Source organism: Streptomyces sp. GC420 (assembly GCF_009916105.1).
Classification (GTDB): Bacteria; Actinomycetota; Actinomycetes; order Streptomycetales; family Streptomycetaceae; genus Streptomyces.
On the sequence record NZ_JAAAXQ010000048.1, the window covers coordinates 1 to 13,646 of the forward strand.

3 protein-coding genes and 1 pseudogene are annotated in these 13,646 nt (G+C 71.7%); all 4 read right to left on the reverse strand.

Annotated features, from left to right (window positions below; translation table 11 throughout):
- Positions 1–9,657: pseudogene (locus tag GUY61_RS09025) on the reverse strand (hypothetical protein); the annotation flags it as partial.
- Positions 9,658–10,023: a hypothetical protein gene (locus GUY61_RS09030; protein ID WP_166629553.1), complete on the reverse strand. Its 366-nt coding sequence runs from the start codon at positions 10,021–10,023 to the stop codon at positions 9,658–9,660.
- Positions 10,020–10,517, reverse strand: coding sequence for a YbaB/EbfC family nucleoid-associated protein (locus tag GUY61_RS09035; protein WP_166629554.1), 498 nt, complete (start codon positions 10,515–10,517; stop codon positions 10,020–10,022). Before GUY61_RS09035 ends, GUY61_RS09030 begins: the two co-directional genes overlap by 4 nt.
- A complete protein-coding gene (locus GUY61_RS41140) occupies positions 10,514–13,645 on the reverse strand; it encodes an AAWKG family protein (protein WP_166629555.1) in 3,132 nt (1,043 codons plus the stop codon). Before GUY61_RS41140 ends, GUY61_RS09035 begins: the two co-directional genes overlap by 4 nt.
- Position 13,646: the final 1 nt, after the last annotated feature.

Consider the following 13,646-nt stretch of genomic DNA (forward strand, 5'->3'; position numbering starts at 1 on the left):
GTCCCAGGTGCTCCGCGCGGCGTACTCACCCGGGCGCAGGATCTGCGACACGGCCAGCGCCGCCCTCGCCTCCCGGCTCAGGGCGGCCGAGTGCGGCATCAGCCCGCCCAGCCCGTCGAACTCCCGGCGCTGCGGTGTGCCGGGCGCGAGCGGGCCCGTGCCGTCGGCGGTGAGCCCCGCGTCGGTGATCTCCTCGTCGGTGAAGACGTCCGTGACATCGGGGGCGACCAGGTCGAGCAGGTCCGGGTCGCCCGGGTCGGTGAGTACGTCCGCCAGCATCCGGCGCAGCCGGGCGAGCGTCGCCGGCGGGTCGGCGAGATCGAGGCCCTTGTCGGCGAGCAGGCCGGGCGCGGTCCTGGCCAGGCCCTGCACCAGCGCCCGCAGGAAGGCGTCGCCGTCCCGGGGCACGTCGTGCAGGACATGGGTGACCGGTTCGGGCCCGGGGGAGACCAGCAGGCTCCGGCCGTCCCCGGAAATCCTGGTGTACGCGGGCGGGGCGGGGGCCTTGGGCTTCGCCGGTGCCTTCGGCAGGGCCCGGAAGACGACCGGGGGCGGTTCCCCGATCCCCTCGGCCTCGAGCCGTTCCCGGCCCTCCTGGGTGGCGGCCCGCTGATGCCATCGGGTGAGCCGGTCGGTGGCGGCCCGTACGCGGTGGAACTCCGCGGCGGCCGTCTCCGCCCGGCTCCGGAGCTCCGCCAGCTCGTTCCGCAGGGTTTCCCAGGCGGTGCGGGCCGTGTCGAACCGGGCGTCGGCCCGGTCGAGCAGCCGGCGTGCCGCCTCCCAGTTCCGCTCGGGCTCCACCTGCTCCTTCTCGGCCTCGGTCACCCGCTCACGGGCCCGCTCGGTCCGCAGCCGCGCGGCGGCGATCAGTGCGTCGGCGGCCGTCTGGGCCGAGCGCGCGTCCTCCTCGGCGGAGGTGACCCGGGCCAGTGCCGTCCTGCGCCACTTCTCGGTCTCGGGTGTGAGGCTCTCCCACGCGGCGGTGACCGTCTCCAGCGCATCGTGGGCCGCGTCCGCGTTCCGCTGCGCGGTTTCCACGTCCCGGGCCTCGTCCTTCAGAGTCTGCTCCAGGGCGGTCTCCTCGGCGCGGAGGACGTCCCGGGCCTGTTCGAACGCGCGCCGGGGATCCCGGGCGGCTTCCGCCGCGGCCTCGAGAGCCCCGTGCGCCGCACGCATCTCCGCGTACAGGGCGGCACCGGGGCGGCGCTTCTTCCAGTAGGCCGTGTCCGCCGAGACCCACTCCTTGCCCGCGCTGCCGACCGCGTCCCAGGCCTTGCTCGCACTTGCGGGGAAGTTGGCGTCGCTGATCAGCCCGAGTTCCCTCGCGACGTCCTCGCGCACCCGTACCAGGACGTGGGTGTCGGACCGCACCGATTTCGGGCCCGGCCTGACCTGGCCGAAGGTTCCGCCGATCCGCCGCAGCAGACCCCAGTCCCTGATGCCGCGCTCGACGTCGGCGTCGCTGACCCAGGCGGTGGGGATGGCGAAGACGAACACCCGGCCGGTCTTCGGTTTGACGTTGATCGAGGCCAGGTGCTCCGCGCCGGCGGGGATCGCGCCGCCCGACGTCTCGTTGGGGCCGGGCCCCGTGAACGCGTACTGGTTGACACCCGTCTCCGGCGAGGCGATCACCAGAGCGGCGCCCGGGGACATGTCGTGCGCGTTCTCCCGGGACTCCGACGAACCGACGCCCTCGCCGGCCAGCCGGAGCACCTCCATCTTCTCGCCGTCGGCGACGGTCAGCAGCAGCGCGCCGCTGAAGTCGGGCATGGCGCTCAGACGCAGCCTGGCGGACTCGGTGCCGATCAGGTTCTTCTCGACGAGGTCCGTCAGCCGGTATCCGTCGTCGGTCACCGCCCGGTGGAACCAGGCGGTGAGCATGGCGTTGCTGGTGCCGTCCTCCAGGGTCTGAGCGGAGCCGGTGCCGGCCCGGGTGAGCCCGTTGTACCCGGCCCGCAGCGCCGCGTCGTCCGCGTCGGGGGAGAAGGCCGCACTGTAGGAGAGGGCGATGGCGTAGTGGTTCGCGGTCCGGATGCCCGCACGCCCGGCGACCCGGCGAACGTCGAAACCGTGCTCGGGGAAGGTGAAGGTCCCCGCCCGGCCGTTCGCGAGCCGCGTCACGGGCCGCTGGTCCGTGGCGGTGATCTCTCGGGGCGCGGGGAGCGGAGGCAGTTGCAGGCCGTCGTCAGGGTCCCCCGGCATCATCAGGCTGAGCGGGACGTTCTCGCGCAGGGTCCCCGCCGGTTCCGTGACGCTGACGGCGCGTTTGCCGGCGAACTGCCTGCGCCATTCACTCACCCGGCCGCGCACGCCGCGATCCGTTCCGCTCGCGGGGGCCGTGGGCCCCTCCGCGGGCACGTTGTCGATCTCCAGGGTGATCTGGAGATCGTAGGTGGTGTCCGTCGCGGCGTACGGCTCGGTGGAGGCGGCGCGGAAGATGGTGATGACGGTGGTGGAGCGGCTGGAGCCCGCCGACCGGCGCCCGCTGCCGGTCTCGGTGAGCGAGGGCCCCGCGGCCACCGGCCCCTCGCCGCCCGGCATACCGGTGTGGACGGCCTCGCTGACGGCCTGGCCCAGTGCGGCGCCCTTGGTGGTGTCCCTGCTCCGGGTGACGGTCTCGACGGCGTGCCTGCTCTCCTCCATCTCCACTCCGTGGTCGAGCATGTGCACGGTGGTCCGGCCGGGGACCAGCCGGAACCGGACCCGGGCGTCCGCTCCGCCGAGGCGCACGCTGTGCCAGCCCCAGCCGCCGGTCCGCACCGGCGCCGAGGACCCGGTGCCCGTCATCTCCTTGCCGAGCGAGCGCGTTACCCGGGACGTCACCAGGGAGCGGATGCGTTCGCGGTCCTCGTCACCCAGCCCGAGCGTGGCCACCGCCCGGTCGAATGCCTCCAAGGCCCTCGTGGCGTCGAGCGAGTTGACCGCGTAGGTGCCGAACTCGTTGCCGACAAGCCAGGGTTGCGGGGACCATGACTGACCGGTGTAGCGGGGCACGTCGCCCAGACCGTCCTCGACCAGTCCCAGTTCGTGGGCGCTCTTCTCCGGCACATGTGCCTGCCAGCCGCCTGGCACACTCGTCATCTGCCCAGCGGCCGAGGCGAGTTGTCTGGGAACGAGTGACTTGCCGACGGCCCCGGGGCCCAGCCAACTCGACGCCAGGGCGAGCCAGTGCTCGGCGGTGCCGGCCACCAGCACCTGATGGCCGACACTCTTGCGGTTCATGTCGGCGATCGCCACCCGGGTGACGGTCAGGCTCTCGGACGCGGATTTCGAGAAAGGGCTCGCTATCAGCCCGTACGTGCCCAGCAGCCCGCTGCCCGCGCTGTGCGCCCTTGCATAGGTGAGCTGCCCGCCGGTGAAGACGGAAGTGGAGCGGCTGACCTTGCCCGCGGACTGGTTGGTCCCGCCGGTGATCATCTCGCTGTCCATCGGCACCGACGGCGTCAGGGCCCGGATGTCCGTCACCGTCGTCACATGACGGAACGTCGCCCACAGGGTTCCGTACGGCCCCTTGCCCATCAGCCCCGCGGCGCTCCAGCCCAGCGGCCCCGAACTCTGGTCGAAGTTCGACGTCAGCAGCTGCGGCTGGAACGCGCGCAGGATGGCCGACCGGGTGGGTGCGCCCTCCTGAGTCAACTGCCAGGAGCCGCCCGAGGCGAGTTGGATGATCTCGTCCGCACTCGCCACCAGCTCGGGGGCCGCCATCACGTTCACGGTGACGAAGGGGTGGCTCTGCAGTCTGCGGAACAGCTCCTGGCCGGGGTCGCCGGGATCAGGGGCCGGCCCGGTGAGCGCGGCGCCGTCGCCGGCGTCGGGGTCGCCGGGGCGGACCAGACTGCCCGGTCCGGTCCCTCCTGCCCGGCCGGACAGGTCCCCCTTCGCCAGGGCGAGGGCCCGCTCGGGCCGCATCGGCGTCGCCGTGGCCGCGGCGGCGCCCGGCGCGTAGGGATTGAGGGCCCCGTCCGCGTGTGGATCCGTGGCCGGTGCGTGCCTGCCGGGGACGCTGATGAGTACCCGCCCGGTCTTGGGGCCGCCGCCGACCGGATGCCCGGCGCCCGCGGTACCGACCAGCACGTCCTGCGGGCTGCTGAACAGGAAGGGCTGGGTCCCCAGCAGACCGAGGGTGGCGGTGCCGCGCAGCAGACCGCGGAACCGCCAGTAGCCGCCGTGGTCGGCGGTGAGCGAGAGCGAGTATTCGTACAGATGGGCGGGCCCGGTGCTCACCGCCGTCGGCTCGTGGGAGACGGTGGAGCCGAAGGAGAGTTCGTTCTCCGTCTGCCACCCCTCCCGCACACCGGCGGAGAGCGTGCCCGCGTTGTTGGTGGCGCCGATGTCGTCGCTCGACGGGTCGCGGAAGGACAGCGCGGCCTCGAGCCCCAACTCCCCGCCCCGTTTGGCTCCCGTCTGACCGTCGACGCGTTCGGCGCCGACAGAGCTGAACCGGTGCTTGAAGTCGCCCTGGACACCGCGGAAACGCCGGCCCGTCAGCGTGCCGCGCACCCGGATGTAGCGGTGGGCCTGGCCGAACACGCCCGGCTGGAAGAGAGGGATGAGGAAACCCGTCGTCGTCAGCGCCTCCAGGTTGGCCCGCATGTACGCGTCCGAGATCATCGCCAGGATCTGCCGGGTGTTGAACACGGCCGCCTCGTACTGGGCGTGGCTCCGCCACCGCGGCCGGCCGGGGACAGAGGGCAGCCGTTCGCCCCGGAACAGCGCCGCCAGCTGCTCTCGGCGGCGCGGCGGCGGTGTCAGCTCGGAGAGCGGGGCGACCAGACCCGGATACTCCTGTGCGGCGGCGCTGACGACGGCGTCGGCGAAATCGTCCAGCAGCGTGCTCCCCGGGTTCGTGCCCGGCACGCCGCCGTGGCGCAACTGCCCGTCGGTGAAGGTGAACTCCTCCACCCGGTGCATGCCGAGGGTGCGCGGGTTGTCCACGGTCAGACAGGCGGGGGCGAACGGCTCGGGAACGCCGTTGCCGAGCGCCAGGGCCGTGCCGTCGTCCCAGCCGGCGAGCCTGCGGGCCTCGGTGTGCGTCATCCGGTCCAGGCTCCAGGTCTGGAACCGCCGCGGATTGGTTCCGCCGCCGGTCCGTGACACGAAGACATCCTTCTTGACCAGGTAGAGGGCGGTCTTGTCGCCCTTCACCTGCCCCGCCGTCTTGAACGCCCCCGAGCCGCCGAGTCCCCTCGACCGGGCCCAGGACACCAGGTACCGGCCCGCGGGGCCGAACTGGAAGCGCAGATTGAAACCCGCGCCCAGGACATCTGAGAAGTTGAACGCGGGCCCGGCGGAGAGGTCGAGGCCCAGGGTGGTGATGTGGGCCAGACTGCGGTCGTTGCGCACCGAGGAGATGCTGGTGTCCCGGATCTCGGCGTCGGCGGTGTCGGAGACGTGGATCGCCCGGGTGGGCACCACGTCCACGACGAAGGCGCCCAGCGGAGTACGGGACTTGTCGTCGGCGAACAGCGGTGGAGAGATGATCCGTCCGTTCGCGAGTGTCCTGGAGTGCCGGTGGAAGCTGCCGGAGGAGAAGAAGGCGCTCAGTTCGCGGTGGGCGCCACTGCCGGGCCCCACTCCGAGCTCGGCGGCGGCCCAGGCGAGTATGTGCGCCACGGGCCCGAAGTCCTCGGGCCTGACCAGCCGGTACGTCGACGTGCTGTCGAGCACCATGGACCGGGGGATCCGGGCGGACAGGGGGAGCCGGGGCGCGGTCGCGCTGTCCGGCAGCCGCAGCGACAGACCGTTGCGCATCCCGAACCCGAACACGGCCGGGATCGGGTCCGGCGCGGGCCGGTTCCCGCCGGGGGCGGTGGGGGGCACGGGTGCGTTCCCGGACGCGGTGAGGCCGCTGGTCGTGCCTGTGCCTGTGCCTGTGCCTGTGGTGCCGGTGTTGGTGCCGGTTGTCCCGGTCCCGGTGCCGGTGGTACTGCTCGTGCCGGTCGTCTCGGGTGCCGGCGGGGTGAGTACGACGGTCTCGTTGTCGGCGTCGACCACGGTGATGTGGAAGTACGTGTGGGTCAGGTACACGCGCGAGCCGTCGAGGGTGCGCGTCTCGGTCTGGCTCGTGCCCTGGTCGGTCTGGCCGTACCCCGTCTTGCGGGCGAAGACGGCGCGCAGCGCCACCCGGCCGAAGCCGCTGAAGGCGGTGCTGCCCGCCGGTCCGATCGGAGCGGCGAACGCCAAGGGCAGGGAGGACTGCATGCTCTTGCTCTGCCCGGCCGTGACCGCGGACCGCTGCATGCCGTCGATCTTCGTGGGGTCGCCGTAGCCGTCGGCGAACGGCCGCCACTCACCGCGGTAGTGCCGCGCCACGATGTGCAGGGAACGCGGCCTGCCGAGACTGTCGGTGTAAGGAAACCCGCGTCCCTCACCGGTCAGACTCCGTGGTTCGTGCTTCAGCGCGTGGCTGATGTCGGCGATCAGGAGCGAGTCCCCCGGATTCCCGGGTTCGGGGGATCCCTGGCCTCTGATCTTCCGGTAGGCCCGTGACAGTGCCCGCGTGGCGGCCGATCCGGGACCGACACCGTGCGGGCCGGCTGACGAGGCGGTACCGGGGGCGATGGCGGGATTCTCCCGCAGGATGCGGCTGATCTCCTCAATGGCCTGGTCGGCGCCGCGCAGGGTGAGGTCTGCGTGGCCGAAGCTGACGAGTGCTTCGGCGGCGACACCGTCGGGGACCTCCTCCAGCAGCGACCGCAGCTCGTCGATGTGCGCGGGGATGCGGCGTCCGTCCTTGAAGGGGGTGGCAGGGCCAGGGTTGTCGGCGGGGGCCGTCATGGTGCGGTCGAGCTTGGGAGGATGGTTCCGGTCGAGTGTGGCGCTGATCCATTCCCTGGCGGCGGGCTTGGGCTTGGGCGTGGGCTTCGGTCCTGGCTCGGGCTCTGCGGATTTCGGCGCCGCAGCCGGCTCGGGCACCGGCTTCGCCTCCGCCGTGTCCGTTGCGGGAACAGGGAGCGCGGGGACGAAGGACGGCTGCGGGGCGGAGCCCACAGGACCGCTCATGAGCATTGTGGGGAGCACGGGGGGCGTGGGGAGTACAGCCGGCGTCCCGTGTTCCGGCAGTAGTCCGGCGGACGCCTCGGACGCCTCGGACGCCGCGGGCTGCTGGGGCTTCTTGGGAGCGTAGGGCTCCGCGCCCGGTCGGCCACCGGTCGTCGCCACCGGTCTGGGCGGTACGGTGGTGCCGGGCGCCGTCGAAGCCGCGGTCACGTCAGCGGAACCGAGGTCGCCGATGTGGGCGGCGAGAAGCTGGAGGTGCCGCCCGCGCAGGCCTTTCCGGGCCAGCCCGTACGGTGCCGGGAGGGTGTAGTCCCCGAGCAGACTGCCCGCGATGTCCGGCCGCTGAGGCGCGTTCGGGTGGCCCGACTCGTCGCGCAGGCCCAGCTGGTGCATGATCTCGTGGACGTAGTCGACGGCGTCGGCGTGGGCCCACCACTGCGAGCGCGTCATCTGCTGACCGGGGCCGACGATCGCCACGTTGAGGCCGTTGGGATGCGGATCGTGGGCGACCGTCTCCACCGTCACGTGCAGCCGGTCACCGTTGGGCAGCCGGTAGGCGGGATCATTGAGCAGCTCCGCGACTCCGGTCAGAACCTTCTCGCGGACGGCCTGGGGGAGCCCGGCGGGGTCGAGGGAGCCGATCCGCACGGTGAGGTCGGTTATCCACTCGCCGTCGTACTGGAAGCGGCGCGCGTCGAACTTGGAGCGTACGGCGTACTGAGTCGTTTCCCCCGGCCTGGTGGGGTCGGGAGGTGTGGAAACCGGGTCGACCCAGGTGTGCGACCGCGTGACGGGCGGCGTGGCAGCGCGTGCGGCCTCCCACGCCGCGCCGTGGCCGACGCCGGGAATCCCGGTGGTCCCGCTTTCCGGTGCCGGTTGCGTGTCCGGTGCGGAGTTGTCGGGCAGCGGACGCTGCGTCTCCTCGGCCGCGGCCTCGCGGACGCGTTCCTCCGCCGGGCCGGGGTCGGCGGATGCCGTCGAAGGGCGGCCGGTACCCGGGCCGGACGGGGCGGCGGGAGCCGGTGACACGCTGGCTGGTGACGTGGTGCCTGGTGACGTGGTGGCCGGTGACGGCAGCGGGGAGGCAGCGGCCGGGGTGCTGCCCGCCGCGGCCTGCTGGTCCGTGGTGCCGTCGGTTTCGGGCTCGGGTATGGGACCGGGTTCGGCCGGGAACTCCCGGTCCTCGGCGCTCCGGGTTCCGGAACCCGCCTGAGGCGCTCCGGCCCCTGCCCCTGCCCCGGAGCCGACACCGGTTCCGGTGGCGGGAGTCGTGACGGCCGGCGGCGCGGACAGGTTCGCGGGCGGTGTGAAGCCGCCGGAGCCGAGGCCGTTCACCGACGGGTCGAAGCGGCCGGGGGAGCCGTACGCCGGGCCTGTCGCATCGTGCGGGGACGAGCTGTCGGCCGGGCCGATCCGGGGGCTCGCGGGCGGCGTCCCCGCCGGCGAGGTGTGTCCCGGGTCCACGCCGTACGACGCCGTGGCGCCGGTGGTGACCACCGGCACCGGACCGCTCGCCGCAGTGCCGTACAAGGAGGCGGCGGAGGACACCACCGAGGACACGCCGGAGGTGTTCCCCGTGCCGTTCACCGTCGTGGCGCCGGACCCGTTCCCGCTCGGTGACTTCTCGAACCCGCCGTCGGGCGGCGGCAGTTGGTTGTAGTCGGTGAAACGGTCCGGCTGGGAGAACTTGTTGTGGAGCCACAGCCCCGCACCTCCGGCGAGGCCCATGGCGGCCACGGCCGCGACACCCGCGGAGCCCGCGCCGACGAAGGTGTCCCAGTTCCACTCCAGCGTGCCCTCGAAGGCCCAGTTCACCAGGGTCTCGGCGGCACCCTCGCTGACGGCCGCGACCACGAACACGCCCGGGAGCTCCAGGCCGTGGTTGAGGACGTTGGAGGTGTGGGGGTTGTTCCTGGCGAAGTCGTCGAAGCTGTCGAACTTGTCGAAGGAGCCCTTGAACCAGTTGCGGATGTGGTTCCCCGCTCCTTCGAGGATGCCTTCGAAGGCCCCGGCGACGGCGCCGAACGCCGCGGCCTTTCCGATGTCCCCCCAGTCGATCCCGTCGGGTCTGCGGCCGGGCGGGTTGACCGCGATCTGCGCCAGCCGAACCGCGAGTGCCTGGATGGCCTCCTCCAGCGCCCCGCCGAGCGTCGGCCCGAACCGGGCGAGCCGGATCAGGCGATCGATGATCATCAGCACCGCGAGCCTGCTCCGGGCCCTGGCCAGGGCCATCTGCGAGAAGGACGTACCGCCCGTGAACGCCGCGAGAGCCGCCATGAGCGCGAGCTCGATGAGCAGCATGGTGATCTCGGCGATGATCTCCCACTTCGACGCCTGGATGTTCATCGAGTGGTCGACCTGCCCCATGGCCAGGTCGTCGAGCTGGTCGATCATCCGCTGTATGTGATCGACACCGCCGTCGTCGGTCAGCAGTGAGAGACCCTCGATGTAGCGCCTGGAGACCTCGGGCGGCAGGTTGGTGCTCGCGTCCGAGACCGACTGCCGGACGGCTTCCCTGAGGTCGCGCAGCCCACGCCCGTACTCCAGATAGAGTTCGCGGCTGTCGTACGCCAGATTCTCCCTGGCCTGCAACGGCTTGGTGCCGAGCAGGACGAAGAGCATGGTGGCGACCTCGTCGGGAAAATTGATCTCCTGCACTCAGTGCCTGCCGGTCCCGTCGGAATCGCCCAGGACCGCGTCGGTCTTCCGCGAGTGCTGCCTGATCATCTCCGTGCCGTCGTTGCGGGTTCCCTCGATGTTGTCGAGATTGGCCAGCGTCGCCGACACCAGTCCGTCCAGAGCGCTGAACAGCGAACCCGCGAACTCCGTGCAGTACCGGTTGTTCTCGTCGTACTTCGGGCGGACCTGCCGGGCGAAGTCGTCCGTCCAGCCGGGCCATTCCGTGTAGTCGTTCTCCTGGCGCCGGAAGTCCGCCCCGAGCTGCCTGGCCAGCTCGGGAAGCCGTTTCATGTTCTCGATGCTGCGCCGCAGCCCGGCGGTGTCCGCCTCGTAGGTGCCGCTCATGGCCTGCCCCTCCCGCGTGTCCGGCTCTCGTCGTGCGTGTCCTCGTGAATCTCGTCGCGCAGCCGGTCGCGCGCCGGCCGGGGGCCGCCCGGGCCGTGCCCGCCGCCCAGCGCCGTGCCGAAGAGGCGGTCCCAGTCGACATCGATGCCGCGGAACTCCGGCACGTTCCCGCTGGGACGCGTGAGCGGCTCGAAGGTCTCCATCACCCGGTGCGCCATCTCGGCGCGGCCCTGGCCGGCGGCCTCCAGTACGGAGGCCGCCAGCTGCGTGGCCGTCATGGTGCGGTACTTGTTGTCCAGGAAGCGCAGTTGCGTGAGCTCGCCCTGAGGGCCGACGGTGACCTCCACCGAGCGGTCGCGGGAGCGCACGGTCACCGAGGCCTGGCGCAGCTCGCTCTCCGCGCGGGCGACGGCCGCCTGGACGGCCGCGAGTTCGGCCCTGGCCCTGGCGATCCGCCGCTCGATCGGCTCCAGGGACTCGTCCGGGGTGTTCATCGGCCGATCACGGCGGGCGCGCCTCCTTCGTCGGTGCCCCAGACGTCCTCTTCCTCCTGGACCCACGCGTCGCGGACACGGTCCCCGCTCTGCGTCTGCGTCTGGCCGGGGCCGCCGGAGCCGCCCACGGGCGGCAGGAACGGGGTGCCGCCGGTGGTGGCGGTCGCGGACCGGGGCAGCGCGATGTCGGCCTCGTCGGTGTGGCGGTTCGCGGAGGCGGTCCCCCTGGTACCGCGAGGGCCCCGGTTGCCGACGACCTGGCCCCCGTCGATGACATTGCGGACCCGTTCGGAGGACGACTGGCCCTGGCCGCCCGCGCCCGTGCCGCCCATCGGCATCCCGCCCATCGGCATGCCGCTCATGGGCGTACCCGTCCCGATGCCGCTGCCGTTCCCGGTGAGCGAGGAGCCCGGCAGGATCCCGGTGTTGAGGGGCGTGGTGCCGTTCAGGGCCGCCGCCGCGGCCACGTCGGTGGTGCCGATGCCGGCCGGGGCACCGGTGAGGGGTGAGTCGTACGGCGTGTCGTCGTACAGCTCTTCCTCGTAGGAGGGCCAGTCGTACGCCGCGGAACCCCCGTACGACGAGCCGGTGGAGCCGGACGTGCCGCCTCCGTTGAGGTAGCCGGTGGTCGTGGTGCCGTCCGGGGCGGTGTACGTCGTCAGCCCGGTCTCCGGGTCGGTCGTCGATGTTCCGCCGTCGGGATACTCGGTGACGACCCGGCCCTGCGGATCCAGCCGTGACACACTGCCGTCGGGGTTGGTCAGCAGATCACCAGTGTTGAGCGGTCCCGATGTGCTGGTGCCGTCGGGGCGTTCGACGGTCGCGGAGTGTGTCGCGGGGTCGATGGTGACGGTGGTGCCGTCGGGGTACTCGGTCACGAGGCGGCCGCGGGAGTCGATCGCGGTGTCGCCGGCGCCGAGACCGGCCAGGTCCACGGTGTCGCTGTAGACGGGCCCGCTGATCGTCGTACCGGGCAGGCCGCCGCCGTCCAGCAGCCCTTCCGACTGCCGCTGGTACTGCTCCTCGGCCTGCTTCCTGGCCTCCTCCAGCTGTGCCTGCTGTTCGGCGACCTGGGCCTCCTGCTCGGCCCGCGCGGCCTCCTGTTCCCGTTCGGCCTCGGCGATCGCGGCTTCCTGCCGGGCCTGTTGCTCGGCCTGCAGTGCCTCCTGCCTGGCCACGTACTCTTCCTGCTTCTTCTCGGCCTCCTCCTCCTTCCGCTCCTGCTCGGCGCGGAGCTGCTCTTCCTTCGCCTCCTGCTCGGCGCGGAGCCGCTCCTCCTTGGCCTCCTGCCCGGCCTCCTCGGCCTCCTGTTCCCTGCGCGCGCGGTCCTGCTCGGCCTTCGCCTGGTTCATGGCCGTGACCTGCAGGGCCTCCTGCCTGGCCAGGTACTCTTCCTGCTGCTTCCCGGCCTCGGCCTGTTCGGCCTCCTGCCGGGCGAGGAGTTCGGCCTCCTTGGCCTCCTGCTCCTTCTGCGCGGCTTCCTGTTCGGCCTTGGCCCCGGCCTCCTTCTGCTCCTGCTCGGCCCTGGCGGCCGCCTCCTTGGCCCCGGCCTCCCGCTCCTTGCGTTCGGCCTCCGCCCCGGCCTCCCGCTCCTTGCGTTCCGCCTCGGCCCTGGCCTCCCGCTCCTTGCGTTCCGCCTCGGCCCTGGCCTCCCCCTCCTTGCGTTCGGCTTCCGCCTTGGCCGCGGCTTCCTTGGCCTCCTGCTCCTTCTCCTTGCGTTCCGCCTCCGCCTTGGCGGCGGCGGCCGCCGCCTCGGCCTTGGCGGCCTGGTCCTTCTGCCACTGCATGAAGTCCGCCTGGGACTTGGCCGCGTCGGCGGCGGCCTTCTCGGCGGCTTCTTTCTCCTTCTCGTTTACGTCGCTCGTGTACGACGACGTCAGGCTCTCGCCCGACCTGGTGTGCACGGAGCCCAGATCGAAGTTGGCGGTGCTCCAGCTGTTGTGGATCTTCCGCAGCGCCTCGTCCGCGGGTTTCACGAGGTTCTCGATGACGGAGGCCTGCCAGTTCTCGATGGCCCTCTCGCCGACCTTCTTCCACGTCGACAGCCCGGTCAGCGGGCCGAAGTCGTCCGGCTTGCCCAGCTGGTAGGCGTTCTGGCTGAACGCACCCGTCGTGTGGTAGGTGGTGTACGTGCTGGTCGTGTAGTAGCCGCCGGTCGTGTGCACCTTGTAGGTGATCTGCCGGATGTTGCGGTGCCACACATGATCGGCGATCTCCTTCAGGAGGTCGTGCAGCCACCGCAGCGGGTTGCCCATGTAGAGCTCCCAGTCCATCCACCTGCGGTGAAGTTCGACAACGGCGTTGCGGAAGTCGGTCCTCGCCTGCCGTATCTCGTTGCCCTGGAGGGAACCGGTGGTTCCCTCCGGCCGCATGTCCTTCGCATAGCCCGCGTACTGCTTGCCGAGCGTGTGGACGAGGTTCCAGAAGACACCGGCGGCCTGCCCGCGCCAGGCGTCGTTCTCCTCCAGCCCCAGGCGGGTCTCCCACTCCTCGATCACCGTCGCGCGGTCCACGAAGAACTGCGCGGCACGGTCGAAGGCGTCCGCCGCCGTGTCGAAGGACGCCAGCGTGACGGCCTGGTCGTTGTTGACGTTCCTGCCGTTCCAGGAGAAGCCGTGCGTTCCCTGCTCCTGGTAGAGCAGCGCCTCCAGTGCCCTGCCCGTGCCGTAGCTGTACTGGGTCAGCGGCTGGGTGCTCCAGGTCGCCTTGTCGCCGGACAGGCCCAGGTGCTCCTCGTACTGGCTCTTGAACTCGCCGCCCTCCACCACGCCTCCGACCGGAGGGCCGTCGGTGCTCTTGTTGCCCAGCAGCGTGAAGCGCGCCTTGTACATGGAGACCTGGTCCCCGGCGGACGCCGTGTCGTCGCTGGTGGCGTAGAACGGGATGACGAAGTCCGTGTTCTCGATGCGCCAGCCGGAGTTCTCGACCATCCAGTCGAGGTCGTCCACGTCGACATAGGTCACGGAGGACTGTTTGGTGATCTCCACCTTCATCTGAGGGATTCCCTCGTTCCCGACGAGCGACTGGAAGAGGGTGTCCCGGGCCGGGGCGTCGTACCCGGTGAAGAGTTTGACGGCCTTCTGCCAGGAGTCGTTGGCGCTGGTGAGCGGTATCGGGCTGTCGGCCATG